The sequence below is a fragment of the Bradyrhizobium sp. 61 genome (genome assembly GCF_023073075.1).
Classification (GTDB): Bacteria; Pseudomonadota; Alphaproteobacteria; order Rhizobiales; family Xanthobacteraceae; genus Bradyrhizobium; species Bradyrhizobium barranii.
Genome location: NZ_JADPIU010000067.1, coordinates 247,865 through 273,608 on the forward strand (window position 1 = coordinate 247,865; position 25,744 = coordinate 273,608).

The following is a 25,744-nucleotide window of genomic DNA, read 5'->3' on the forward strand; positions in this document are numbered from 1 at the left end:
TTGCTCCGCTGGTCGATTGCGATGATCATCGCGCAAGCTGCGGGTAGGGCGCAAGGCGCGGAAAGTCGGTCAGCCCGGGCCGAACAAAGTGGGCCGCTGCCGCTCAAACGTCTGCCGGCCAGCCTTGAAGCCCATCACGATGTCCGGCAACTCGGCGATGGCGAAGCGGCTGTCCTGGGTATCGAGCACGACGAGGTCGGCGGGGTTGCCGACCTTGATACCGTAATCGCCAAGGTTCATCAGCCGCGCCGGCAGTTCGGTCACGAGATCGAGGCAGGTATCGAAGTCGCTGACCGAGGCGTGCGCGACGTTGGCGTAGAAATTTGCCATCCGCAGCAGCGAGGCGTCGCCGAACGGCGTGAACGGATTGAGCACGTTGTTGGTGGCGACCGAGCACAGCACGCCGTCGCCGGCGAGCTTGTGCGCAAGCGTCAGCCCGCGCGGCACGTTGTGGGTGGCTTCGCGGCCCATTAGGTAGAGATCGGTTGCGGGCAGCACGGTGACGGCAACGCCTGATGTCGCCAGCTGCGCGGTGGCCGCCTTCATCCGCTCCGGCGGCAGCGCCGAGAGTTTTGTGGCATGACCGATCGCCACGCGTCCCCCATAGTTGCGCCGCTCGGTCTGCCGGCAGACCTCGTCGAGGTGCCACCAGGAGGGATCGAGATCGAAATCGAGATGGAGGTCGACGTCGACGTCGAATTCCTGCGCGAGATCGAAGATGCGCTCGAGGTGCGCGTTCGGGTCGGTGTCCATGTAGGGACAACCGCCGATTGCTTCGCCGCCGTCGCGCAGCGCCTGCACCAGCAGCTCTTCGCTGCCGGGGTCGTTGGTCAGGCCTTCCTGCGGGAAGACGCAGAGCGACAGGTCGATCGCCCAGGCATAGTCGCGCTTCAGCGCCTTGACCGCCTCGAAGCCGCGCAAGGCGATGCGGGGGTCGATCTCGACATGGGTCCGCATGCGCGTTGTGCCATGCACGATGGCGCGTTCGAGCACTTTTGCGCCGCGCGCGTAGACGTCCTCGACCGTAAAGTCCTTCTTCATCCCGGCCACGGCGCGGATCGCGTCCGAGACGCTGCCGTGATTGTGCCCGCAGCGGCCGAGCAGGCAGGCCTTGTCGAGATGGATGTGGGTGTCGACGAAGCCGGGCAGGGCGAGGCGCCCGCCGACATCGACCTCGACGGCCTCGCAGGCAAGCTGCGGCTCGATCGCGGCGATGCGGCCGCCCTTCACGCCGATATCGACGGGTGCGGCGGGTGATCGCAACAGCGTGTTGCGGAAGATCAGGTCGAAGGCGGGTTGGGCGGTCATGGCGTCGGATTCAGCTGTGGTAGCCTAGCGGAAGCTGGGGAAGTGGGCAGCTCCAGATTGTGTGCAGTTATGCCACCAAGTTGTTCAAAAAATGTGCATGCACTTTGGGGCGCAACTCGTAGAATGCCGATACCTCGGAGAGCCCAGCATGTCCGCCCCCGCAAAAGCCGAACGCCCGATGACCGACGCCGAGATCGTGGAGGCCTATCTCACGGCCTCGATGATACCCGATCCCGACGCCGCCGCGGCCTATATGAAGCCGGGCACCGTGATCACGTTTACCGGCGGGCGCGAGTTCGATCATCCGCACGGCCCGACCGGCTTCAATGCGAAACGCTACCGCTGGGTCAAGAAGAAGATGGACCGGTTCGACGTTTGCCCCGGCGCGGACGAGACGGTCGTCTACAGCGTCGGCACGCTCTATGGCGAGTGGATGGACGGCACGCCGTTCGAGGGCAATCGCTATGTCGATCGCTTTGTCGTGCGGGGCGGGCAGATCGTGAAGATGGACGTCTGGAACGACAGCGCCGAGCGTATCCTGGTCCAGCGCGGGATTGAGGCCTAACCCCTGCGGGCCACTTTCGGCAGCTTGACGACGCGGTCGCTCGTCACTTCATCCGCATAAGGCGCGAGAATATCGAGCAGGTCGCGGCCACGTTGCGGGGTGGGGGCCACCAATGCACGATTGGCCACGGAATCCAGATGATGATGCATCAATTGCATCACCTTGGCTTCGTCGCCCTTGGCGAGCGATGCGATGATGGCGCGGTGCTCGTTGATCGCGCATTCGGTGGAATGCGGTCGGCTGTAGAGCGACAGCGTCAGGCAGCAGCGATAGGCGACCTCGCTGACATAGCGCACCAGGATCGGGCTGTTCGTCATGTGCGCGAGCAGGATGTGGAATTCGGTGGCGAGCCGGATCGAAACTGCATCCGTGCCGCCGCGTGCGCGGTCCTCGGCATCGACATGGGCATTCAGCTCGGCGATCTGGCTCTTGCTCAGCTTGCCCGCGAGCTGGCGGACGACGAGGCCCTCGAGCTGAATGCGGATGTCGAAGGCGTCGCGCGCCTCCTGCCAGCTCGGCGTCGCCACCACCGCGATCCGGTTGCGGCGGAGCTCGACCAGGCCCTCGGCAGCAAGCTGCCCCAGCGCATGGCGCGCAATGGTGCGGCTGACGCCGAAACGTTCGCCCAACGCATCCTCAGGCAGCTTTGCACCGGGCTCCAGCGCCTGCTCGATGATCGCGCGCCTGAGCGCGCGGCAGATCACGCCGACCTTGTCCGATGATTCAGAGCTCTTGCTGGTGGTGCGCGCCGCCATCGGCGAATCCTTGCGGGGAGGGTCGAACACTCATTAGCACAACCCCGCGCCAATCCAGCGCTCCAATTGCATACAGTTTGGCGTCCGGATTGCCTAAATCGAATCCGGCCATCCGACGATGTATTTGGCCAAATCATTGATTTTGCGGATGTGACCGACTGGCACCCAGCTTGCATGCACTTTGGCTGTGATGCGCATGCAACCCAACGCCCAATTTGACGGCCAGCCCGTTCCCGAAGGCTCCGGCCCTGTTGCCATCGAGCTGTCCGAGGCCACTGTGACCTTCGGGCGCGGCGACCGCGCCGTGCCCGCTCTATCGACGACCAGCTTGCGGATCGCCGACGGCGAGTTTGTCGCACTGGTCGGCCCGTCCGGATGCGGCAAATCGACCATTTTGCGCCTCGTCTCCGGTCTGGTGCAGCCGACCAGCGGCGTCGTCATTGTCGGCGGCCGCGAGGTCGCGGCGCGGGCGCTGCGGGTCGGCATGGCCTTCCAGAACCCGACCATGCTGCCGTGGATGACGATCGAGCGGAACATCATGTTGCCGCTGAAGATCGTCGAGCCGTTCCGCTCGAACTTCCGCAAGCTGCGCAAGACCGAGTTTCGCGACAAAGCTAACGCGCTGCTGGAGCAGGTCGGCCTCAGGGGATTTGGCAGCCGCTATCCCTGGCAGCTATCCGGCGGCATGCTCCAACGTGCCAATCTCTGCCGTGCGCTGATCCATGAGCCGCGGATGCTGCTGCTTGATGAGCCCTTCGGTGCGCTCGATCAGTTCACCCGCGAGGAGCTGTGGGCGATCCTCCAGAACCTCTGGATGACGCACAAGCCGACCGTGCTGCTGGTGACGCACGATTTGCGCGAGGCCGGTTTCCTCGCCAGCCGCATCTGCGTGATGAGCGCGCGTCCGGGTCGCATCCTCGACGACAGCCGAGTTGAATTCGCGCGCCCGCGCACCGTCGCGATGACGTTCGAGCCGGATTTCGTCGCGCTGAACCAGAAGCTGCGCGCCTTCATCGAGGATGCGCGCAGTGCAGCCCAACAGGGGACAGGCTGATGTTCGGGATCGATGTCAGGCAGAAGGCATGGTCGGCGGGACTGATCGTGCTGTTCTTCGTCGCCTGGGAGCTGTTCTGCCTGATGACCGGCATGTCGGACCTGGTGCTGCCGCGGCCATCACAGGTTTTTGTCACGCTGTTTCAGCGCTTTCCGGTGCTGTGGCCGCACATCGTGCAGACGCTCGCGACCACCATGTTCGGCTTCGTCCTCGGCGTTGCGCTTGGGGTCGCCCTCGGCGCCATCATCGGCGTCTCCAAGACAGCCTATGACACCTGCTATCCGCTGCTGATCGGCTTCTCCTCGATCCCCAAGGTCGCGGTGGTGCCGATCTTCGTGCTGTGGTTCGGCTCCGGCACGGTGCCGGCGGTGCTGACCGCGCTGTCAATCTGCTTCTTCCCGATCGTCGTCAATATCGCCACGGGCCTTGCGACCACCGAGCCCGAGCTCGAAGACGTGTTGAAGGCGCTCGGCGCCAGCAAGTTCGACATCCTCTGGAATGTCGGTCTGCCCGGGACCATGCCGTTCTTCTTCGCCTCGCTGAAGGTCGCGATCTCCTATGCCTTCGTCGGTGCGGTGCTGTCGGAGACGGTCGCCTCCAACCGAGGCATCGGCAACGTCATGATGACCGCGTCCTCGAATTTCAACGTGCCGCTGGTGTTCGCCGGCCTGTTCGTGCTCGCGGGCCTCGGTGTCGCGCTCTACGCCGTGTTCTCGCTGATTGAAGGCCGTGTCACCGGCTGGGCTACGCGCAAGAACGACGTGATCGCCACCTGAATTCTTGAACCGTCATGCAACGAAGCTGAGGAGGTCTCGATGTTGAGAAAAGTAACTGTCGCGCTGCTGGGATTGGCCCTGTCTGCGGGGGGCGTCGCGGCCGAGGACACCACGATCAAGTTCACGCTGGGTTGGAAGACGCAAGGCAGCGATGCCGCATTCTTCTACGCCAAGGACAACGGCTACTTCAAAGAGGAAGGCCTCAACGTCGTCATCGACCAGGGCGAGGGCTCCGGCGCCACCGTCACGCGCGTGATGTCGGGGGCCTATGACGCCGGCTTCGGCGACGTCAACGCCATCATCCAGAACGCCTCGACCAAGCCGCAGGAGGCGCCCGTCATGGTCTACATGATGTGGAACCAGCCGCCGTTCGCGATCGTCGCAAAGAAGACCAGCGGCATCAACACCATTAAGGATTTTGAAGGCCACACGCTGGGCGGCGCGCAGGGCACGCCGACGACGCGCCTGTTGCCGGTGTTCACCCGCAAGAACGGGCTCGATGGCGAGAAGATCAAGATCTCCAACATGGCCCCGAACCTGCAGGAGCCGATGCTGATCAAGGGCGACATCGACGCCGCGCTCGTGTTCAACATCACCAGCTATTTCAACCTGGTGCTCAACCGCCAGGACCCCGACAAGGATTTCAAATGGTTCTCGTTCGGTGAGTACGGCCTCGATCTCTATTCCAACGGTGTGATGGTCTCGAAGAAGCTGATCGCGTCGAACCCGAAGGCCGTGGCCGGGCTCGTGCGCGCCATCAACAAGGGCGCAATCGCGGTGGCCAAGGACCAGAACGCCGGCATGAAGGCGGCGCTGAACTACGACAATCTGATCGACGTCGCCGTCGAGAAGCGCCGGCTGCAATATTCCTTCGACAAGCTGATCGTCTCGCCCGAGATGAAGGAGATCGGCATCGGCGACATCAAGGATGACCGCATGACGCGCGCGATCGGCATCGTTGTCGAGGGTTATCAGCTCGCCCGCGCGCCGACGCCCGCAGAGGTGTTCTCGCGCGAGTTCCTGCCGCCGCGCGCGGAGCGGGAGTTGGTGTATACTGCCAACTAAGTTTGGAGAGACGGTCATGGCCACGGAGATTGCGGCAACCAGCCTGTTCCGTGGCCCCGATCTCGGTGTGACCGACAATGTCGTGCTGCGGCACGATAACGGTATCATCACCGACATTCTTGAAGGAGCGGGGCCTGCCGGCGGCCCTCGCTCCTTCGTCATTCCCGCCTTCGTCAACGCCCATGATCATGCGCGCGCGACCGCGTCGTCCTTCGGGGCGGTCGGCATGCCCCTCGAAAGCTGGATCCTGCGCACCGCGCTCGGTTCGCCCATCGACCCCTATCTGACCGCGGCCTCCGCACTGGCACATTCCGCCAGGGCTGGTTGCGCGGCGATGATGGTGCACTACACCCGCCCAAGCGGGACGATGCCGTTGCTCGATGAAGCCAAGGCGATTGCGAGGGCGGCATCCGATGTCGGCATCCGCGTGGCATTTGCCCTCGCGGTGCGGGACCTGAATCCGATCGTTTATGGCGATGCCGAGCCGATTCTCTCCGGCCTCCCCAGTGATGACCGCAAGAGCATCGAAGACCTCTTTGTCCGCGCGCCGATGTCTCCGAAGGCCTATATCGAGCTGACCGATGCGATTGCCGCGGCCATCTCCGGCCCGATGGTCGACGTGCAGCTCGGGCCCGCCGGCGTGCAATGGTGTTCGAAGCCACTGCTGGAGGCGGTGGCGGAGAACTCGGCGCAGACGGGCCGCCGCATTCACATGCATCTGCTGGAGACCGTCTATCAGCGCGCCTGGGCCGACCAAAACTTTCCGGACATGGTGCGCTGGCTGCGCGATATCGGCTTCCTCTCGGAGCGGCTGACGCTGGCGCACTGCATCCACGCCCGTCCCGATGAGCTGGAGATGATCGCAGCCTCCGGCGCGCGCATCGTCACCAATTTCAGCTCGAACATGCATCTGCGCTCGGGGCTCGCCCCGATCGCCGCCGCACACAAATGTGGCTGCGCCATCGCGGTCGGCGTCGACGGGCTGGCGCTGGACGAGGACGACGACATCCTGCGCGAGATGCGGCTGGTGCAGATGGTCCACGGCGGTCTCGGCTTCAGGGCGACATGGACGCCGGCCGAGCTGTTCGCGCTTGCTGTCCGCAACGGGCGTCGTGCCACCGGCGCGCCCGGGAGCGGCGCGCTCGTCGCAGGCAATCCCGCCGATTTCGTCGTGATCGACCTCGACCGGCTGGACCGAGATCAGATCATGCCCGTTGACCCCATGGCGCTTCTGTTCGCGCGGGGCAATGCGTCGCTGGTGAAGGAGGTCGTCGTTGCCGGTAAGGCGATCGCGAAGGACGGGGCCTGCATGGGCGTTGACCTGCCGGCCATCGAGCAGGAATTGCGGGCGATGTACCGCGTCAATGTCGGCAAGCTCTCGAACTTCCAGCGCGTTTGGCCGCCGCTGTCGGAGCGGGTCTCCGGCTGGTTCGAGCAGCAGCTCACCTGCGAATAGGGCGGGGCGCCACGCCCCCCTTAGGTCCGGCCGATATAAAACCGCGATAGCTGATAGGCGGAACCTCGTCTGGCGGTTGGTCCGGCTCTGGGCTATCACACGCGCGGCTGCGCCGCGGCGCAGCCCATGACCCCCTTGAGGAGCCCTGCGATGCGTCTTCCCACAATTATCCTGGCCGTCACATGTCTTGCGGGCGCAGCTTCAGCCGAGGACCTGTCGGGCACGCTCCAGAAGGTCAAGGAGACCAAGAAGATCACGCTGGGCTATCAGGAGGCCTCGGTTCCGTTCAGCTATCTCGACGGCAACCAGAAGCCGATCGGCTTTGCGATGGATATCTGCCTCAAGATCGTGGATGCCGTGAAGAAGCAGCTCGGCATGCCCGACATCGCCGTCGACACGCTCGCCGTGACGTCGTCGAACCGGATTCCGTTGATGGTCAACGGCACCCTCGATCTGCACTGCTCGGCGACAACAAACAACGCCGACCGCCAGAAGCAGGTCGCCTTCACCAACACGCATTTCCTCAGCGCGACCCGGTTTGCAGCAAAGAAAGCCGCGAAGATCAACACCATTGACGATCTCAAGGGCAAGGCCGTCACGGCGGTGGCAGGCTCGGTCAATCTGAATCAGCTTGCCAAGGTCAACACCGAGCGAAATCTCGGCATCAGGATAATGCCGGCCGTGGATCAAGCCGAAGCGTTCCTGCTGCTGGAAACCGACCGCGCTCAGGCTTACGCGCTCGACGACGTCCAGCTTGCGGTCGCGATTGCGCGGTCGAAGGAGCCGGCGCTGTTCATGATCAGCGAGGAGACGTTCTCGAAGGCCGAGCCGTTCGGGATCATGCTGCGGCGGGAGGATGCGCCGTTCAAGGCGCTGGCCGATCGTGCGACCGCGGAGCTTTACGCGAGCCCGGAGATCGAGGTGCTCTACAAGCGCTGGCTGGAATCGCCGACTCCGCCGAACGGCCTCAACTACAATGTCCCGATGTCGGCGGCCCTGCGCAATGCTTTCAAGTCGCCGAGCTCGAGCGCTGACCCCGACGTCTATCTGGTGAAGTGAGGCGAGGAGCTAGCGCGCCCGCGGTGCATCCAGCAGCTGGCCAGCCAGCGCCGCGCCGATCGCCGCGATGGCGGCCATAGCAAGCGCCCACGGAACGAACAGCCGATGACCGATCAGCGCGCCGCTCAGGAGCGGCGCGCTGATATTCGCGCCCGACATCAGCGACTGGTTCAGGCCCATAATCATGCCCTGACGATTGATCGCGGTCGAGCGCGACAGCTCGGCCGTCAGCGTGCTGCGCGCGAACATGGTGCCGACGATGATCAGTGTCAGGTTGATCGCGAGCAGGCCGACATTGTCGCGGGCCGCAAGTCCGGCAAATCCGAGACCCATGCAAGCGAACGCGGCCATCACGATGCTGCGGTCTGACGCGATGATGCTCACACGCGTGATGAGCAGTCCCTGAACCACCATGTTGATGAAACCGGCATAGGCGAACATCCAGCCGAGCTCGCGCGCGCCGAAGGGATGTCCGTCCCAGGAGAACCGCGCCGACAGGAACAGGCCGATCTGCGACAGGAACATCGAGTTGACGAAGAAGAACACGATGAGCAGGCCGAGCAGCCGCCAGGCATAGCGCATGCCGAGCAGGCTGCGGGTCAGCGTCGGCTCAGGCACGCGGTGCTGGTAGAGCGGCTCGGACGCCGGGTGATCAGGCGGGAGCAGGGCGATCGTCGCAACGATGCTGATCAGCGAGAGCGCGGCCGCAGCCCACACCGGCGCGGTCTGGCCGTAATGCACGAGGAAGCTCGAGAGAGCAGGGCCGAGCAGCAGCCCGGTTCCGATCGCACCGCTGGTCATGCCGAGTGCCTGCTTGCGCGTTGCCGGCGCGCTGTGCTCGGCGGCATAGGCGTGAGCGACCGAGATGTTGCCTGATGTCAGGCCGTCGATGATGCGTGCCAGGAACACCAGCGTCAGGTTGCCCGCCAATGCGAGCAGGATGAAGCCGATGAAAGTCCCGATCTGGCTGACGACCAGAACCTTCCGCCGGCCGTACCGATCCGAGAGCATGCCGACCACAGGGCCGGCAATGAGCTGACAGACGGCATAGGCCGAGATCAGCGCGCCGAGCAGGAACGGCGTCGCGCCGAGCCGCTGCGAGTAGAACGGCAGCAACGGCAGGATGATTCCCATGCCCGTGGCGTCCACAGCGACGACCACGAAGGTCGGGACCAGCGTCAGCGTGCTCTCGCCCGCCATCGTCTCCCTTGCCCCGCTCGCGGAACCCGGTCCCATCCAGCGCTGTCCTCGTTCGCATTTGCGTGATCGATTGCGATACGCCGGATTATATAGTTGCAGGCTAATAGTTCGCGTCCTATCTAATTTGCATGGCTCCCTCGCAGGCTCATATCCACGGCGAGATCGGCCGTCTCATCGCGCGACTGGCCCGCATCTGGCGCCGCGAGTCGGATCAGGCGCTGTCCGATCATGGCCTGTCCTATGCGACCGCGATTCCGCTGCTGGTGCTGTCGCGGCAGGGCGAGAACGTGCGACAGGGCGTGCTCGCCGACGAGCTCGGCATCGAGGGGCCGTCGCTGGTCCGGTTGATCGATCTGCTCGAGGCCGAGGGGCTGGTTGAACGTCGCGAGGATCCGAGTGACCGCCGTGCCAAAACGCTCCATCTGACCAAGGCGGGCGAGGTCAAGGTCGAGGAGACCAACCGGGTGCTGCGCCGGGTGCGGGCAAGCCTGCTCAAGGATATCGGCGCGGACGAACTTGCGATAACCTTCGAAACTCTTCAGCGCATCGAACAGCGGGCCAGTCGCCTGCAGGACACCAAGACCGGTCCAGAGACGAAATAGCATGCGTGCGCAAGAGCCGTTCCTGGTCCGCCACGCGGACGTCATTTTTGCGTTGAAGACGTTTGCCGCGTCGATGCTGGCGCTCGTCATCGCCTTCGCCATGGACCTGCCGCGGCCCTATTGGGCGATGGCGACGGTCTACATCACCTCGCAGCCGCTGGCGGGCGCGACCAGCTCAAAAGCGTTCTTCCGCGTCATGGGCACGCTGGTCGGCGCCGCCATGACGGTGGCGCTGGTGCCGAACCTGATCGATGCGCCGGAATTGCTTTGCCTCGCGATCGCGCTCTGGGTCGGGCTCTGCCTCTATCTGTCGCTGCTGGATGGCACGCCGCGCAGCTATGTCTTCATGCTGGCGGGATACACGGTCGCGTTGATCGGGTTTCCCTCCGTCTCCGAGCCCGGCGCCATCTTCGATACCGCCATTGCGCGGGTGGAGGAGATTTCCCTCGGCATCATCTGCGCGAGCCTCGTCTCCACCATCGTCTTTCCCCGCAGCGTCGCGCCAGCCGTTGCCAATCGCGTCGACGCCTGGCTGTCGGATGCGCAGCGCGTGAGCCAGGCGGTGCTGCTTCGTCAGGGAACGAGTGAAACGCGCCGCGGCAGGCGACTCAAGCTTGCGACCGACATCGTCGAGATCGACACGCTTTCCACTCATCTTGCGTATGACCGGCTGACCGATCGCAATGCGGTGACTGGCCTCGGCGAGATCCGGCTGCGCATGCTGATGCTGTTGCCGGTGATCGCCTCGCTGGAGGATCGGCTGGCTGCGCTGGGGGAGGAGGCGTTGCGCCGGCAGCCCGAGCTGAAGCGGCTGCTGGAGGATCTTGCGCAATGGATTGCGAGCGATGTCGGCGCGCGGCAACCGGCCGAGCCGATCCGCGCCATGATTGCAGAGCGACAGGCGGTGCTCGATGACAGCGCCTCATGGGAGCGGATCATCACCACGAGCCTGCTGTTGCGGCTGCGCGAGCTGGTCGACCTCTCGCGCGACTGCCACGTGCTCAGCGAGGCCATCGCCGAGAGCCGCAATGTTTCGACGCTCGATCTGGCCTTCCGTTCCGAGGCCGGCGCCGCGCCGGTGCGCCATCGCGACCGCGGCCTTGCCTTGTGGTCGGCGGCCGGCGCGGCCACGGCCATCCTGATCTGCTGCGCGTTCTGGATCGGGACCGGCTGGCCGGACGGCGCCTCGGCGCCGATGATGGCGGCGGTCGCATGCTCCTTCTTTGCCGCGCAGGACGAGCCCGCACGTTTCATCCGCAGTTTTGGCCTGTGGTCGCTGGTCGCCATCGTGGTCGTCGCGATCTATCTGTTCGCGCTGGTGCCCACGATCTCCCATATTGAGGTTCTGATCGTCGCGCTGGCGCCGACCTTTCTGCTCTACGGCTTCCTGATCGGACGGCCGGCAACGGCGGGAACAGGCATGGCGCTCGCGGCCAACACCGCAACGCTGTTGGCGCTGCAATCGACCTACAGCGCGGATTTCGCATCCTATGCCAATTCCGCGGTCGCCTTCTTCGTCGGCGTCGTCATCGCCGAGCTCGTGACGCGGATCGCGCGCGGGGTCGGCGCCGAGTGGATCGCCAATCGCCTGGTGCTATCGAGCTGGAAGACGCTCGCAGTCGCTGCCGAGCGCCGTGGCAAGCATGATCGGGCAGAGTTTGCGGGCCTCATGCTGCACCGTCTGGGCCTTCTGGTGCAGCGGATCGCCTTCCTCTCCGAGAGCGATCGCCACGATGCCGACAGCCTCGTGCAGCTTCGAATCGGGATCAATATCATCGACCTGCGCCGCGCCCGCTATGGGCTTGCCGCAACCACCATTGCCGTCATCGACGACATGCTTGATCAGCTCGCGATCGCTTGCCGCAGCCATGCCGGTGGAGCAATGCCGACCGAGCTGTTGACCAGCGTCGATCGGGCGCTGGCCAAAGCGGTGACGGATTCCAATGACAGCGCGCGCGAAGACGCTCTGATCGGCCTCGTCGGCATCCGCCGCGGCCTGTTCCCGGACGCACCGGCCTACCGGCCGCGTACAGGCGAGAGTGTTGCCGCATGAGATACGTGATCGACATCTATGGCGTGCTGGTGCCGGCGTTACTGCTGTGGATCATCGTCGCCTATGTCCTGAGCGCGATCCTGCGCCGGCTCATGCAGCGCTTCGACCTCTACCGGCTGGTCTGGCACCGTGCGCTGTTCGATTTCGCGATTTTCGTCTGTCTTCTCGGCGGCGTCGTCTATCTCTCGGAGTTTTTGCCATGAAGGGGAATTTCGCCTGGTTTGGCCGCCTTGCGCTGACCGTTCTCGCCGTCGTCGCCGCGCTCGCGGTCGGCCGTGAACTTTGGGTCTATTACATGGAGCAGCCCTGGACCCGCGACGGCCGCGTCCGCGCCGACGTGGTGCAGGTCGCGCCTGACGTATCCGGGTTCGTCACGGAGGTGCTGGTCAAGGACAACCAGAAAGTCCATCGCGGCGATGTGCTGTTCCGGATTGATCGCGAACGTTTCGCGCTGGCCTTGCGGCAAGCCGATGCATCGGTGGCGGGTCATCAGGCCACGCTCGACCAGGCCAATTCCGATTTGAAGCGCTACAGCGCGCTGACCACCGATGCGGTGTCGCAGCAGAAGCAGGAGCAGGTGTTGGCCACCCAGCTCCAGGCCAAGGCGGCGTTCGATCAGGCCGTCGCCGACCGCGCGGTCGCCCAGCTCAACCTCGATCGCAGCGAGGTCCACGCCTCCGTGAACGGTGTCATCACCAACATGGATCTGCGTCCCGGCGCTTACGTCACGGCCGGCAAGGGCGTGATGGCGCTGGTCGACACGGATACGTTGCACGTGGAGGGTTATTTCGAAGAGACAAAGCTCGCGCGCATCCGCACCGGCGACAAGGTGCGGGTCCGCCTGATGGGCGAAACGGTCACGCTGTCAGGCCATGTCGAGAGCATCGCCGCCGGCATCGAGGACCGCGACCGCGCTGAGGGCGCGAACCTGCTTGCCAATGTCAACCCGACCTTCAGTTGGGTGCGGCTCGCCCAGCGCGTCCCGGTGCGCATCGCGTTGGACAATGTCCCCGACACCATCTCGCTCGTCGCCGGCCGCTCCGCGACGGTAGAGGTATTGGACTAACGCAACGAGCCCATGGATCGCGCCTGGCTTGGGGAAAACCACCAACAGGCGTTTCAATGCCAAATCGCAGGGCTAATCCTGACGCGCTTGTGTGAGTCGGGGGACCGTATGGGCGTTTGGTTTTTAGTCCTGGCAGCCTGCGTCGTCAGCGCGTTGCTCCTTCTGGCATTCTGCCGATAGAGCCGCGAGCGGACGCAAATGTTGCTGCGAAGCATCAGCCAGCCGTTGAATAGCGGTTCCAGACCGATGGTTTTTGACTGTGCATGGATGACCGCGTTCACTTCCGGGATCGGAGGCGGACATGAGCTGGTTGTTTGTGTTTCTCATTGCCGCGAGCGCAGTCGTTCTGATCGCCCATGCGATTGACGCGATGCGTTCCTGATACTGCCTGCGACTCGGTTTCGTCGGTAGCTCGGTAAGCGACGAAATTGTTCCGAGGCGGGCGAGTGTCAATTTGAGGAACCTGGTCCTGCAGGCCAAGGTTGTCACAGCAGGAGGAATACGATCATGCTTGCGTTCTATCTGCCGATCATCATTTTCGGAGCGATGCTCGAAGCGATTTCGAAGCAAAATGTCTCTGCACCCATCCAGGAGCCGCCAAGCATCGATTAGACTCCGACGCTCAGGCGTCGGCTCGGGACTGACGAACCAGCGTCTGCTCAGGCATTCGAGTATTTCTTCAGCTCGAACCGCGCGATCTGGTTTCGGTGCACCTCATCCGGCCCATCGGCAAGCCGCAGCAGGCGCGCGGTCGCGTAGGCCTGGGTCAGACCGAAATCGTTCGAGGTGCCGCCGCCGCCGTGTGCCTGGATGGCCCAGTCGATGATCTGGCAGGCCATGTTGGGCACGGCGACCTTGATCATCGCGATCTCGGCCTTCGCGACCTTGTTGCCGACCGTGTCCATCGCATGGGCGGCGTTGAGCGTCAGCAGCCGGGCCTGCTCGATCATGATGCGGGCTTCCGCGATTCGCTCCTGCGTCACGGTCTGCTCCGAGACCGGCTTGCCGAAGGCGACGCGGCTGCGCACGCGGCGGCACATCTTTTCCAGCGTACGCTCGGCAAGGCCGATCAGCCGCATGCAGTGATGGATGCGGCCGGGGCCGAGGCGGCCCTGTGCGATCTCGAAGCCGCGGCCTTCGCCCAGCAGCATGTTCTCCTTGGGCACGCGCACATTGGTGAAGACGACCTCGGAAGCGCGGTCGGGCACGCCGTAGAAGCCGAACACGGGGAGGGGACGCTTGACCTCGATGCCCGGCGTGTCCATCGGCACGAGGATCATGGATTGCTGCTTGTGGCGGTCGGGATTGTCCGGATCGGTCTTGCCCATGAAGATGCAGATCTTGCAGCGCGGATCGGTCGCGTTGGTCGTGTACCATTTCCGCCCGTTGATGACGTAGTGGTCGCCGTCGCGCACGATCGAGCTTTCGATGTTCGTCGCATCGGATGATGCGACGGCGGGCTCGGTCATGGCGAAGCAGGAGCGGATTTCGCCGGCGAGCAGCGGCTTCAGCCAGCGCTCCTTGTCCTTCTCCGTGCCATAGCGCTCCAGCACCTCCATGTTGCCGGTGTCGGGCGCCGAGCAGTTGAACACTTCGGGCGCCAGATGCGTGCGCCCCATCACCTCGCAGAGCGGGGCATATTCGAGATTGGTGAGACCCGCGCCGTGGCCGGACTCCGGCAGGAACAAATTCCAGAGACCTTCGGCGCGCGCCAGCGGCTTCAGCTCCTCGACGACGGGATAGACCTTCCACGGTCCGAGCTCTTCCGCTTCGCGATAGAAGCGCTCCTCGTTCGGATAGATGTGCCGGTCCATGAAACTTTCGAGCTTGCGCTTGAGTTCGACGACTTTGGGCGACATCGGGTAGAGCATCTGGACCTCCTGTAGATCAAGCAGCGCCTGCACGCGGGGCCGGCCTGCATCAGAATCGAGTCGGCGATAGCGGCGCTTGCCTCATCGCATTTTCATCGGCGCGGCTCTGCGCAAATCGCGTCAGAGCTCACCTGTTGCGTAGCGATATTAACGTCCATTCATGCGTTGTCTTGCGTTTGTGCACCGAATGAGAAGCGCGTGGGAAACAATCAGCAACTGTGACTTTGACGCGACTGGCAATCCGAAAGGTCGTGCCTAAGATCGGCCTCAATCAAAAGTGGGGGCAGCAGTCATGACAACACAAGGGGACTACGGAAGCACATCCTTACGGATCGCGCGCCCCTAGTTCGCCAGTCGATAGGACGCGGAGCGCACTGTCCTAGACTGCGCGCGGGTTCTTCCAACAACCGGTAGTTCGTCCCGTCGATCCGCAAGCTGCGCGGTCGCCGGTTTCGTTCGTTCAAAAGCAAGCAAGGGCTTGATCCAAACGTTGCATCTCAAGGCACAATCTAAAATAGAGAAATATAAGAGAAGCATCTTTAATTTGAAAAGGAAATGGACATCGACATGCACACGCAATCAGGACGTTCCGTCACTCACCGCATCAGGCTCGCCGCCGCCGTTGCAGCGGTGAGCGCGATTATTACTTCACCTGCTTTCGCCGGCGGTCCGCTGCCTGCACCCGTCGTCTCCTGGTCTGGATTCTACGCCGGTGTCCATGGCGGCTGGGGATGGGGGAAGTCGGAGTTTCGCGATCCCCTCAACAGCCCCGCCAACAATCCGTTCTTTGCCTACTACAACGGACCGCTCGCGGGCGGGCAGCTCGGCTACAATTGGCAGCTGGGCAACTATGTCCTTGGTGCCGAGGTCGACGGCTCCTGGTCCTTCGTGAAGGGCAACACCAGCACCTCGCCCCTTCTCACGTCGAGCACCACCAACGGGGTCGGCTACACCGCCCTCGCGACCGCGACGGGCCGTGTCGGCTACGCATCGGGCCAATGGCTCGCCTATGCCAAGGGCGGTGCCGCCTATGCCCGCATGGAGCTCTCGTCGCGGTTCACCCCGGAGATCACCAACTACAACCGCGAGCTGTTCGGTGCCGTCGGCGGCGTCGGCCTGGAAGTGGCCTTCCTGCGCAACGTCTCCGCCAAGGTCGAATACAACGCGATCTTTCTCCCCACCGAAACGCTGCATTGGGTGAGCCAGGACACGACCTCCGAGATCAAGCATTTCGTCCAGGTGGTGAAGGCCGGCATCAACGTCCGTTTCAACGGCGACAGCGGCCTCCCGCGTTAATTCCCCGGCACATCGAAACAACATTCAACAGAAATCCTCGGAGACAACATCATGTCCACCATGTCCAAGATCGCCGCAGTCGTCACCGCCGGCCTCGGCGCCATGATCGCCGCACCAAGCCACGCCGCCGCTCCAGTCGAGTACGTCAAGGTCTGCTCCTTGTACGGCGCCGGCTTCTTCTACATTCCGGGCACCGACACCTGCACCAACGCCAACCAGATCGCGACGAACCAGTTCGATCTCGCGCGTGCGCAGACCCGCGCTTCGACCGGCACCGCGATGGCCGCGTCGCTCGTCGCGCCGTGGCTTCCGACCGGCACCAATTACGCGGTCTCGACCCACTGGGCGACCTATGACGGCCAGCACGCAGCGGGCTTCTCAGGGCTCGTGCGGGTCTCCGGCAATTTCGTGTTCTCGGGCGGCTTCTCGCTCGGCCTCGACAAGGGAAGCCTCACGTCCCTCACCAACCGCACGCAGACGGAATTCGGCACGGCGATCCCGGCGCAATCGTGGAGTGACGTCCGTGGCCTCGGCCGCGCGGGGTTCATGTACGCCTGGTGATGCACGCGACACTCGCTCCTAAAATTCATTCTGACATTTGAAAGACCATCCCATGACAATCTCTCTCTCGCGATCGGCGCGCCGCTTCCTCTCCTGCGTTGCTGCCGTCACGCCGCTTCTCGCGGCCATGCCGCTCACCGCCACATCCGCGAACGCGGCCGACATGACCGTGAAGGCTCCGGTCGTCGCTCCGGTGCCGCTCTGGAACGGCTTCTACATTGGTGCTCATGGCGGTTATGGCATGGGCAGCAGCCGGCTCGTCGACCCGAGCTTCGCATTCGCGCAAGATCGCTTCACGATGGACACAAAGGGCGCGCTCGCAGGTGCGCAGGTTGGCGCCAACTGGCAGTTCGACAACATCGTGGTCGGTGCCGAGCTCGATCTTTCCTGGGCGTCGATCAAGGGCAATCGTCCGTTCGATCCCGCGAACCCCATCTTGTCCGGGCTTTCAGTGTCGTACCAGGCGATGGCGACGGGCACCGGTCGCATCGGCTACGCGTTTGATAACGTACTGGCTTACGCCAAAGGCGGCGTTGCCTGGGCAAATGTCGCCTACCAGGCCTATGTCGGCACGGTTGCTCCGCTCGACGTGAACCACCAGCGGACCGGCTTGACCGGCGGCGTCGGCCTTGAATACGCGCTGACGAGCAATCTCTCGGCGCGACTGGAGTACGACTACCTGTATTTCGGTCCGGCCGCGATCGCGCTGAGCACACGGATCAGCACCCAGAACGTCGACCATGACCTTCATCTCGTGAAGCTCGGCGTGAACTACCGCTTCAACGGCGATGCCATCGTTGCTCGTTACTGAGCCGCGCCAACGTCACTGATTGGAGACAAACATGTGGAAGCAAATCAACGCGGCACGAGACGTCTTCCGACGTCACCTGCGCGCTATCCTTGCGACTGCCGCTCTGGTTCTGGCGATCCCGACGCCCGGCCATGCTGCGGTCGAGTACGAAAAGATCTGCTCGGTCTACGGTGCCAACTTCTTCTACATACCGGGTACTGACACCTGCGTGAACGCGGGGCAGACGGTGCAGAGCCAGTTCGATCTCGCACGCCAGATTACCCGTGCAGCGACGGGAACGGCCATGGCGACTTCGCTCGTCAATCCGTTCCTGCCCGACGGGACCAACTATGCGATCTCGACGCACTGGGCCGTCTTCGACGGGCAGCATGCCGCCGGTGTGGTCGGAATGATCAGGATCCAGGGAAACCTGTCACTGACCATGGGCATCGCGTTCGGTCTCGATCGCGGCAGCTTGACGTCCACGTCCAACCGGACCGCGACGGAGTTTGGCGTGGCGCTTCCGGCGCAGTCGTGGAGCGACGTGCGCGCCCTTGGACGCGTGGGGCTCCAGTATTCCTGGTAGCCGGCGCCGAACACGAAGGCGCCGCCCGGACGATCTTCACGACGTCCGGGCGGCGCAAATGCTGTGAGCGCAGGGAAGGGCGGCTAGCCGATTTCGAGATAATCCGGGCCGGGCAATGTCGGGAAGGGCGGGGTCGGCAGCGTCTGGTACCAGAACGCGACCGAGGCGATGTCGTCCTGCAATGGAAGATACTTCGCCTCCTTGACGCCCGGCAGCCAGCCCAGCGCCTGGATCGTCACGCGCAGATCGGAGCGGAAGCGCACGGGATCGGGGATGTGCCAGCGGTACAGGCCGAAGCGTTGCTGCGACTTGTAGGCGCCATCGGGACGGATCACCTGCGGCAGGCCGGCATAGGGCGTGGTGAATTCCTGGTAGCGGGATTGTTGCGCCGGACCCTGGCCGGAATGCGCGACATAGGGATCGAAATTATAGGCGCCGCAAAAATAGTCCTCGGTGCCGGTGCCGCAGATGGTCGGGAATGCACCATCGCCGTCGATGAAGAACTTGATCTCGCCTTCGCCCCACCAGCCGTTGTTGTTGACGCCCCAGGCCATATAGGTGCCGACATAATGGCCCGCACCGCTGACGCCATCGAGGATGGTGTAGACCTCCTTGTACGGCAGCGGATTGGTACGCCGGAACTGCGCATGGAAATAGGCGCAGTCCTCGGGCACGTCGGTCAGCGCATAGTTGATCTGGTAGTAGACGGTGAGCTGCTCCTCGCTGCGGTTCTCCAGCGTGAAGCGCGCGCGCTTGCGGAACGGCATTTCCCAGTAGCAGTTGAAGGCGCGGCCGGGATTGACGCAGACCGCGAGCGAGGACACCTGCGCGAATTCCTCCCATCCGCAGGCGAAGAAATCGCCGGCCGGGCATTCCACGCTTGGCTGCGCCTGGTCGTCCCAGTAGATGCGCAGGATCGAGTGACGAAGGCGCCCGCGCGCCAGCGTCATCCAGATCTGCTGGATCGCGCCCTGGCCCTGAATGTCGCCGAGCGTAAAGGTCGCGCCGGGCTCGATGACGACATAGGGCGAGATCTTCCAGCCCTGACCGAGATCGCGGGCCTGGCGTGCGGCAGGGCCGTCGACCGAGATGCCGCCCTTGCCCTTCTCGCCGGTGAAATTCTCGGGGCTGATCGAGCGCGTCTGCGCATTCGACAGGCGCGACAGATTGCCGAGATGCAGGCCCAATCCGGAAAACGCCATGCTGTCCTCGATCCCTGGAGTTAGCGACACCTCGATATATCGCCGTCGAATCTACCAAAAGATGAAGACCGGGCACGGCAAGGCGCGCGCACTTCAGACGACGCGGTACCCCCGGAACTTCTCGCGCAGCGCGGATTTGAGCACCTTGCCGGTGCCGGTCATCGGAAATTCGTCCAGGAATTCGACCGCATCCGGCATCCACCAGCTCGCGATCTTCGGGCGCATGTGGTCGAGCAAGGTCTTGCCGTCGACGGTCGCGCCTTTTTTGCGGACGACGAGGAGCAGCGGACGCTCCTGCCATTTCTCGTGGTTGATCGCGACCACGGCGGCCTGAAGCACATCGGGGTGGGACAAGGCGACGTCCTCGAGCTGGATCGAGGAGATCCATTCGCCACCGGACTTGATCACATCCTTGGAGCGATCGGTCAGCGTGACGTGGCCCTGGCTGTCGATCACCGCCATGTCGCCGGTGATCAGCCAGCCATCACGGTCGAGGCCCTCGTCAAGCTTCATGTAGCCGGAGGCGACCCACGGGCCACGGGCGCGCAAATGGCCGACGGTCTTGCCGTCACGCGGCAGCTCGTTGCCGCCGTCGTCGACGATGCGCAAGGCTGTGCCGAAGCAGGCGCGGCCCGACACCTGGCGCCGGTCGAATTTCTCCTTGTCGCCGAGATGCTCGGAGCCGGGCCGCAAGCCCGGCATCGAGCAGCCCAGGGCCTCGGTCATACCCCAGGCCTGGATGTAGTCGATGTCATAGTCGCGCTTGAGCTTCTCGACCATCGCACGCGGCGGCGCCGAGCCGGACGACAGCGTCGCGCGCAGCGTCGAGAATTTATTGCCGGTGCGACCCAGCCAGTCGAGCAGGATCAGCCAGAAGCTCGGCACGCCGGCGGAGAGCGTCACCTTCTCGCCTTCGAGCAGCTCATAGAGCTTGTCGGGCTCATAGTTGCGGCCGGGTAGCACCAGCTTTGATCCCGTGTAAGGCGCGGTGAACGGCATGTTCCAGCCGTTGCCGTGGAAGAGCGGCGCCATCGGCATCATGACTTCGCGTACGCCTTCGAGATGTCCCGGCAGGAAGTCGAAATTGCAGCAGGTCATGGTTTGCAGGATGGCGGCGCGGTGCGAGTAGATCACGCCCTTCGGATTGCCGGTCGTGCCCGACGTGTAGCAGATGGTGGAGGCGGATTTTTCGTCGAACTCCGGCCAGACGAAACCGGCGTCGTTCTCGCTGGCGAGGAGATCCTCATAGCAATGCACGTTCGCAAGCTTGGTCTCCGGCATCCGCTCGCGCGAGGACATCACGACATAGGCCTCGATCGTCTTCAGCTGCGGCGCGATCGCCTCGACCAGCGGCAGCGTGGCGCGGTCGATGAACAGCAGCCGGTCCTCGGCGTGATTGATGATGTAGACGAGCTGCTCGGGGAACAGCCGCGGATTGATGGTGTGCAGCACGTAGCCCATGCCGGGCGCGGCATAGAACATCTCGAAATGGCGGTGCGTATTCCAGGCCAGGGTGCCGACGCGGTCGCCTTGCCTCATGCCGAGCCGCTTCAGAGCCAGCGCCATGCGCTTGATGCGTGGATGGGCGTCGGCGTAGGTGTAGCGATGGATGTCGCCCTCGATCTCGCGCGCGACGATCTCGGCCTCGCCGTGATAGTCCGCGGCATACTGGATCAGGCCGCTGATCAGGAGCGGCATATCCATCATCAATCCCTGCATGGTCTCCTCCGGATTGCCACGTCGTTGCGTGGCGTACGCTTGTGATTTTCGTGCGAGGTTAGCGGAACGTCACGGGACGTTCACGCAAAAAGCGAGGGACGCGATTGCATGCGTCACTTTTTCGGGGCTAACTGATCCGAAGCAGCGTCCGCCGTGGAGGAAATCGATGTCAGCGGAAAGACACAAGACCGGTGCAGCCGGCGAATCTACGGTCGATATTTCCGCACTCCGCGCGCGCTATCGCGACGAGCGCGACCGCCGCCTGCGCGCCGAGGGCAAGGCGCAATATGTCGAGGTCGCAGGCGATTTCGGCCGCTACCTCGACGATCCCTGGGCCGATCCCGGATTTGCGCGCGCAGCTGTCAGCGAGGAGACCGAAGTTCTCATCGTCGGCGGCGGCTTCGGCGGCCTGCTCTGTGGCGCGCGTCTGCGCGAGGCCGGCATCGAGGATTTTCGTATCGTGGAAAAGGCCGCCGATTTCGGCGGCACCTGGTACTGGAATCGTTATCCCGGTGCGGCCTGCGATACCGAGAGCTACATCTATCTGCCGCTGCTGGAAGAGACCGGCTACATGCCGGTGCGCAAATATGCGCGCGCGCCCGAGATCTACGAACACTCCCGCCGCATCGGCCGTCATTTCTGCCTCTACGAGCGCGCGCTGTTTCAGACGATCATCTCGCGGATGGAATGGCAGGAGCAGGAGGGACGCTGGCTGGTCGAGACCGATCGTGGCGATTGCATCCGCGCGCGCTTCGTCATTCTCGCCGGTGGCCCGCTGAGCCGTCCAAAGCTGCCGGGTATTCCCGGCATCGAGACCTTTAGGGGACACAGCTTCCACACCAGCCGCTGGGATTATGGCTATACCGGCGGCACGGCTGAAGGCGGTCTCACCGGTCTCGCCGACAAGCGCGTCGGCATTATCGGGACCGGCGCGACCGCCGTGCAATGCGTGCCGCATCTCGGCCGCTCGGCGAAGGAGCTCTACGTCTTCCAGCGTACGCCATCGGCGATCGGCGTGCGCGATGACCGTCCGACGGACGCAAGCTGGGCGCAGAGCCTCGAGCCCGGCTGGCAGCGCGAGCGCATGGACAATTTCACTGCGGTCATCTCCGGCGAGCCGTTCGAACGGGACCTGGTGCAGGACGGCTGGACCGGCCTGCTTGGCGAGATCCTGCTGGCGCCGCGCCGCCAGCCGCAGCCGGTGACCTCGCTCGAAGAGGCGCTGAAGGTCATCGAGCAGGCCGACTACCGCAAGATGGAAGAGATCCGCGCGCGCGTCGATAACGTCGTGAAGGACGAAGCCGCCGCGGCGGCGCTCAAGCCCTGGTACAAGGCGTTCTGCAAACGCCCATGCTTCCACGACGAATATCTCGACACCTTCAATCGTCCCAACGTGCATCTGGTCGACACCAAAGGGCAGGGCGTCGAGCGCATCACCGAGAACGCCGTCGTGGTTGACGGCAAGGCCTATGAGCTCGACTGCCTGATCTATGCCAGCGGCTTCGAGGTCGGCACCGATTACGCCCGCCGCATGGGCTTCGAGGTTTACGGCCGCGACGGCGTGAGCCTGTCCGAGCGATGGCGCGATGGCGTCAAGACGCTGCATGGCTTCTACAGCCGTGGCTTCCCGAATTGCTTCCTGATCGTCACGGTGCAGGCCGGCCAAAGCGCCAATTTTCCGCACATCATCGACGAGCAGTCGCAGCACATCGCCTATGTGATCGCAGAAGTGCGCAAGCGCAAGGCGCGGACGCTGGAGCCGACGCTCGCCGCCGAGAACGCCTGGGTCGACGAGGTCGTCAAGGCCGCGCTCGGCCGTCAGACCTATCTGGCCGAGTGCACGCCGGGCTACTACAACAACGAGGGCGTGTTCGACCCGATCGCGGCAAGAAACAGCCAGTACTGGCGCGGGCCGGTGGCGTTCCTGCGGCTGCTCGACAAATGGCGCAAGGAAGGCAATCTGGATGGCCTGGAATTGACCCACGGGATCGAGGCGGGCGGCTCTCAGGTTCCGGCTTCAACGGGATGATCCCGGGTCTATCAGGCGCGACGCGGCTCTACGTCATTGTCGGCGATCCCATCGCGCAGGTGCGCTCGCCGGCAGGCGTGACAGCCGCCTTCGCTGCGCGCGGCCATGACGGCATTCTCGTTCCGGTTCAGGTCGCGCCAGCGGATTTGCCGGATTTCCTCTCGGTGGCAACGCGGCTGAAGAACCTCGACGGCATCGTCGTGACCATCCCGCACAAATTTGCCTGCTACCAGGCCTGCGCCAGTGCGACCGAGCGCGCACATTTCCTGCGCACCGCGAACCTGATGCGCCGGCGCGCCGACCGCTCATGGCATGGCGACATGGTGGACGGCCTCGGCTTCGTCGGTGCGGCGCGGGCGAAGGGGATCGATCCCCGGGGCATGCGGGCGCTGCTGGTCGGCGCCGGCGGCGCAGGATCGGCGATCGCGCTGGCGCTGGTCGAGGCCGGCGTGAGCGATCTCGCGATTCACGACAGCGCGGCCGAGCGCCGCGACGCACTGATCGGCCGGCTCAACGGGCGCGGCAGAACGCCCGTGCGGGTCGGCACCGGGGATCCCGCGGGCTTCGATTTCGTCGCCAATGCGACACCCGCCGGGATGAAGGAGGGCGATCCGCTGCCGGTCGATGTCGCGCGGCTTGCGCCGACGGCCTATTGCGGCTGCGTCATCACAAAGCCGGAAGTCTCGCCCTTCATCGCTGCGGCCCGCAGGATCGGCTGCGTGACCGGGACCGGTACGGACATGTACGAGCAGCACCAGGGCATCATGGTGGATTTCCTGCTCGGCCGCGACGGGGAAGGGTAGGCGGTTGCCCCGGTGTCAAGGCACAGGTTGCGCCGGATGGGGCTTGAGCGATCAGGGCCGACGTAGGATCATGGGCCCGCGCGAGCCGGTCGCGCACGTTTATGTGAGAGGACCAGGGAATGACCAAGGGCAGGACCGTTGCGACGGCCATGATCGGCGCTGCAGCGCTGCTTCTCTCGCTGGCGCCCATGTCCCTGATATCCATGGCCGAGGCCGCGCAATGCGGCAGCTCGCCGGCGGGCTTTGAGGCCTGGAAACGCGAGTTCAGCGCGGAGGCGCAGGGCAAGGGCGTCGGACAAACCGCACTCTCGGCGCTGATGCAGACCAATTACGCCGGTGCCACGATCGCAGCCGACCGCGGGCAGCGCAGCTTCTCGCTGACGCTCGACCAGTTCCTCGCCAAGCGCGGCGCCACCACCATCGTCGCCAAGGGGCGGCAGCTCAAGCAGTCGCAGGCCGCCTTGTTCGCCTCGATCCAGCAGCGCTACGGCGTCCCGCCCGGGCCGCTGATCGCGATCTGGGGCATGGAGACCGGGTTCGGCAGCCAGCGCGGCAACCAGAACATGCTGTCGTCGATCGCGACCCTTGCCTATGACTGCCGCCGTCCCGAATTTTTTACCGACCAGCTCTATGCCGCCCTCAAGCTGATCGACCGCGGCACGCTGTCGGGGGCGACCCGCGGCTCCATGCACGGCGAGGTCGGCCAGACCCAGTTCATGCCCAAGAACATCCTGGCCTATGGCACCGGCAATCTCGAGGTTGCCGCCAATGCGCTGAACTCGACGGCGAATTTCCTGAAAGCTCATGGCTGGCGCGCAGGAGCCGGTTACCAGCCGGGCGAACCGAATTTTGCCGCTATCGAGGCTTGGAATGCTGCCGGCGTCTATCAGAAGGCAATCGCCCTGATGGGACGGCAGATCGACGAGGGAGGAGGGGCGGCCGCGTTGCGTTGAGGCCGCATGAAGGCTCGGCCGCGCACGAGAAAGTTCTTGCGTTGAGGAACTGACGGCACGAGGTTTGCTTTGATCGGGGGCAGGGCTGGCATGAGGAGACTCAATATGGCTACCCAGATCGTGATGGACCAGACGGGCGACACGCGCCACGAGTTTGATCCTGACAATGTCGAAGCGCTGGCGCGAGCCGAACGGCGCTTTCGTGAGCTGACCGGAGCGGGCTTCACCGCCGCCTATCGTACCGGACCCGGTGAAGTCACCCGCATCAAGTCATTCGATCCGACCGCGCACGAAACGCTGTTCTATCCCCGCCTGGTCGGCGGTTGATCTGAGCTGCTCATGATCGCGGCAATTTGGCTCCGTGCGCCGGCGCGTGCGCGTCTGCATGCGCTGCGCGAGCTCTATCGGCGCTTCTTCGGCGAGAACACGCCGGATGCCCGCGGCCGCCGGCTTTTGGCCGAATGGCTGTCGGCGGCGCAGCGCGCGCAATTCGAGCAGCATCGGTATTTCGATGTCATCGGCTGCGATACCGGCAAAAGGTACCGCATCCACTACGGCACGGCCGCCAATGTCCATGAGATCGACGATGAGGGGCGTGCGGCGATGGGATGGTGCTTCGTCCCGTCAGGCTTTCTCGTGCCCGGCGACGTGATGCTGGCGCAGAAGGTCGCGCTCGAGACTGACGAGAACGCGGCAATCGCGCTCGCCAACCGGTTTCCGCCGGCCACGCACTCGGAGCACTTTTACCGGCGCCCGTTCTAGCGGCCGGAGGGCGTACAGATCAGGAGTGCGTGGTGCGGTAGGCATCCAAAGCATGTGCCGCGAAGACAGCTACGCTGCAAAGCGCGAGCACGGCTGAGATCAGCTCGATCATAGCTCATCCTACCGTAGCGGCTGGGAGACGAGATTTTGGCAGCAGGCATAATCCACGATGAGGTCGAGGAAGAATTGCATGGTGGCCGTCCCTGTATGATT

Annotated in this window: 25 protein-coding genes; 19 read left to right on the forward strand and 6 right to left on the reverse strand. The window is 64.1% G+C overall.

The window, feature by feature from the left end:
* Positions 1 to 69 precede the first annotated feature (69 nt).
* The gene (locus IVB46_RS25085; RefSeq protein WP_247307232.1) at positions 70 to 1,308 is read right to left on the reverse strand and encodes an amidohydrolase family protein; all 1,239 of its coding nucleotides are present in this window, start codon (positions 1,306 to 1,308) and stop codon (positions 70 to 72) included.
* A 148-nt stretch (positions 1,309 to 1,456) separates the two neighbouring features.
* Between IVB46_RS25085 and IVB46_RS25090 the strand changes: the two genes are divergently transcribed.
* Positions 1,457 to 1,873, forward strand: a complete 417-nt coding sequence (locus tag IVB46_RS25090; protein ID WP_247307236.1) for a nuclear transport factor 2 family protein — start codon at positions 1,457 to 1,459, stop codon at positions 1,871 to 1,873.
* Here IVB46_RS25090 and IVB46_RS25095 read toward each other — a convergent pair.
* Positions 1,870 to 2,628: a GntR family transcriptional regulator gene (locus IVB46_RS25095; protein WP_247307239.1), complete on the reverse strand. Its 759-nt coding sequence runs from the start codon at positions 2,626 to 2,628 to the stop codon at positions 1,870 to 1,872. The genes IVB46_RS25090 and IVB46_RS25095 overlap by 4 nt on opposite strands.
* Before the next feature lie 196 nt (positions 2,629 to 2,824).
* On the opposite strand from IVB46_RS25095, the gene IVB46_RS25100 reads away from it, so the two are divergent.
* The 5 genes from IVB46_RS25100 (at position 2,825) to IVB46_RS25120 (ending at position 8,038) form a co-directional block, all read left to right on the forward strand.
* A complete protein-coding gene (locus tag IVB46_RS25100; protein WP_247343678.1) occupies positions 2,825 to 3,682 on the forward strand; it encodes an ABC transporter ATP-binding protein in 858 nt (285 codons plus the stop codon).
* Positions 3,682 to 4,458, forward strand: a complete 777-nt coding sequence (locus tag IVB46_RS25105) for an ABC transporter permease (protein WP_247343681.1) — start codon at positions 3,682 to 3,684, stop codon at positions 4,456 to 4,458. Before IVB46_RS25100 ends, IVB46_RS25105 begins: the two co-directional genes overlap by 1 nt.
* A gap of 39 nt (positions 4,459 to 4,497) precedes the next feature.
* Positions 4,498 to 5,523 carry an ABC transporter substrate-binding protein gene (locus IVB46_RS25110; RefSeq protein WP_247307245.1) on the forward strand — a complete coding sequence of 342 codons (1,026 nt, stop codon included), beginning with the start codon at positions 4,498 to 4,500 and terminating at the stop codon, positions 5,521 to 5,523.
* 16 nt (positions 5,524 to 5,539) lie between these two features.
* Entirely contained in the window at positions 5,540 to 6,979 is a 1,440-nt protein-coding gene (locus IVB46_RS25115; RefSeq protein ID WP_247307248.1) for an amidohydrolase family protein, read from the forward strand.
* Positions 6,980 to 7,129: 150 nt separating this feature from the next.
* Entirely contained in the window at positions 7,130 to 8,038 is a 909-nt protein-coding gene (locus tag IVB46_RS25120) for an amino acid ABC transporter substrate-binding protein (RefSeq protein ID WP_071915048.1), read from the forward strand.
* Between the two features lie 9 nt (positions 8,039 to 8,047).
* Here the strand turns inward: IVB46_RS25120 and IVB46_RS25125 are convergent, their stop codons facing one another.
* A complete protein-coding gene (locus IVB46_RS25125; protein WP_247307251.1) occupies positions 8,048 to 9,274 on the reverse strand; it encodes an MFS transporter in 1,227 nt (408 codons plus the stop codon).
* Positions 9,275 to 9,366: 92 nt separating this feature from the next.
* Here IVB46_RS25125 and IVB46_RS25130 point away from each other — a divergent pair, with 92 nt between their 5' ends.
* Genes IVB46_RS25130 through IVB46_RS25145 form a run of 4 tightly spaced genes read left to right on the forward strand, consistent with a single transcriptional unit; the run spans position 9,367 to position 12,959 of the window.
* On the forward strand, positions 9,367 to 9,840 hold the full coding sequence (locus IVB46_RS25130) for a MarR family transcriptional regulator (protein WP_063983920.1): 474 nt from the start codon (positions 9,367 to 9,369) through the stop codon (positions 9,838 to 9,840).
* 1 nt (position 9,841) lies between these two features.
* On the forward strand, positions 9,842 to 11,893 hold the full coding sequence (locus tag IVB46_RS25135) for an FUSC family protein (protein ID WP_247307256.1): 2,052 nt from the start codon (positions 9,842 to 9,844) through the stop codon (positions 11,891 to 11,893).
* A complete protein-coding gene (locus IVB46_RS25140) occupies positions 11,890 to 12,096 on the forward strand; it encodes a DUF1656 domain-containing protein (protein ID WP_028146630.1) in 207 nt (68 codons plus the stop codon). The genes IVB46_RS25135 and IVB46_RS25140 overlap by 4 nt, the downstream gene beginning before the upstream one ends.
* Complete coding sequence (locus IVB46_RS25145) at positions 12,093 to 12,959, forward strand: HlyD family secretion protein (RefSeq protein ID WP_063983918.1); 867 nt, start codon at positions 12,093 to 12,095, stop codon at positions 12,957 to 12,959. The genes IVB46_RS25140 and IVB46_RS25145 overlap by 4 nt, the downstream gene beginning before the upstream one ends.
* 659 nt (positions 12,960 to 13,618) lie before the next feature.
* Here the strand turns inward: IVB46_RS25145 and IVB46_RS25150 are convergent.
* A complete protein-coding gene (locus IVB46_RS25150) occupies positions 13,619 to 14,830 on the reverse strand; it encodes an acyl-CoA dehydrogenase family protein (RefSeq protein ID WP_247343683.1) in 1,212 nt (403 codons plus the stop codon).
* A gap of 567 nt (positions 14,831 to 15,397) precedes the next feature.
* Between IVB46_RS25150 and IVB46_RS25155 the strand changes: the two genes are divergently transcribed.
* The 4 genes from IVB46_RS25155 to IVB46_RS25170 are packed head-to-tail and all read left to right on the forward strand — an operon-like array spanning position 15,398 to position 18,063.
* Positions 15,398 to 16,126: an outer membrane beta-barrel protein gene (locus tag IVB46_RS25155; protein WP_247343687.1), complete on the forward strand. Its 729-nt coding sequence runs from the start codon at positions 15,398 to 15,400 to the stop codon at positions 16,124 to 16,126.
* Positions 16,127 to 16,177: 51 nt separating this feature from the next.
* Positions 16,178 to 16,687, forward strand: a complete 510-nt coding sequence (locus IVB46_RS25160; RefSeq protein WP_063983916.1) for a porin — start codon at positions 16,178 to 16,180, stop codon at positions 16,685 to 16,687.
* A gap of 52 nt (positions 16,688 to 16,739) precedes the next feature.
* Entirely contained in the window at positions 16,740 to 17,498 is a 759-nt protein-coding gene (locus IVB46_RS25165) for an outer membrane protein (protein ID WP_071915031.1), read from the forward strand.
* A gap of 31 nt (positions 17,499 to 17,529) precedes the next feature.
* Entirely contained in the window at positions 17,530 to 18,063 is a 534-nt protein-coding gene (locus IVB46_RS25170; protein ID WP_063983914.1) for a porin, read from the forward strand.
* A gap of 83 nt (positions 18,064 to 18,146) precedes the next feature.
* On the opposite strand, the gene IVB46_RS25175 is transcribed toward IVB46_RS25170, so the two are convergent.
* Both IVB46_RS25175 and IVB46_RS25180 read right to left on the reverse strand, forming a co-directional pair.
* The gene (locus IVB46_RS25175; RefSeq protein WP_247343691.1) at positions 18,147 to 19,265 is read right to left on the reverse strand and encodes a glycoside hydrolase family 172 protein; all 1,119 of its coding nucleotides are present in this window, start codon (positions 19,263 to 19,265) and stop codon (positions 18,147 to 18,149) included.
* 93 nt (positions 19,266 to 19,358) lie between these two features.
* Positions 19,359 to 20,984, reverse strand: a complete 1,626-nt coding sequence (locus tag IVB46_RS25180; RefSeq protein WP_247343695.1) for a long-chain fatty acid--CoA ligase — start codon at positions 20,982 to 20,984, stop codon at positions 19,359 to 19,361.
* A 166-nt stretch (positions 20,985 to 21,150) separates the two neighbouring features.
* On the opposite strand from IVB46_RS25180, the gene IVB46_RS25185 reads away from it, so the two are divergent.
* The 5 genes from IVB46_RS25185 to IVB46_RS25205 all read left to right on the forward strand — a co-directional run bounded on the left by IVB46_RS25185 (position 21,151) and on the right by IVB46_RS25205 (position 25,531).
* A complete protein-coding gene (locus IVB46_RS25185) occupies positions 21,151 to 23,013 on the forward strand; it encodes an NAD(P)/FAD-dependent oxidoreductase (RefSeq protein WP_247343698.1) in 1,863 nt (620 codons plus the stop codon).
* Positions 23,010 to 23,816, forward strand: a complete 807-nt coding sequence (locus IVB46_RS25190) for a shikimate dehydrogenase (RefSeq protein WP_247343701.1) — start codon at positions 23,010 to 23,012, stop codon at positions 23,814 to 23,816. Before IVB46_RS25185 ends, IVB46_RS25190 begins: the two co-directional genes overlap by 4 nt.
* A 119-nt stretch (positions 23,817 to 23,935) precedes the next feature.
* Positions 23,936 to 24,769 (forward strand): lytic murein transglycosylase, encoded by an 834-nt coding sequence (locus tag IVB46_RS25195; RefSeq protein WP_038932011.1) that lies wholly within the window; start codon positions 23,936 to 23,938, stop codon positions 24,767 to 24,769.
* A gap of 105 nt (positions 24,770 to 24,874) precedes the next feature.
* Positions 24,875 to 25,096: a hypothetical protein gene (locus tag IVB46_RS25200; protein ID WP_166094819.1), complete on the forward strand. Its 222-nt coding sequence runs from the start codon at positions 24,875 to 24,877 to the stop codon at positions 25,094 to 25,096.
* Between the two features lie 12 nt (positions 25,097 to 25,108).
* Positions 25,109 to 25,531 (forward strand): hypothetical protein, encoded by a 423-nt coding sequence (locus tag IVB46_RS25205; protein WP_247307265.1) that lies wholly within the window; start codon positions 25,109 to 25,111, stop codon positions 25,529 to 25,531.
* Positions 25,532 to 25,744 lie beyond the last annotated feature (213 nt).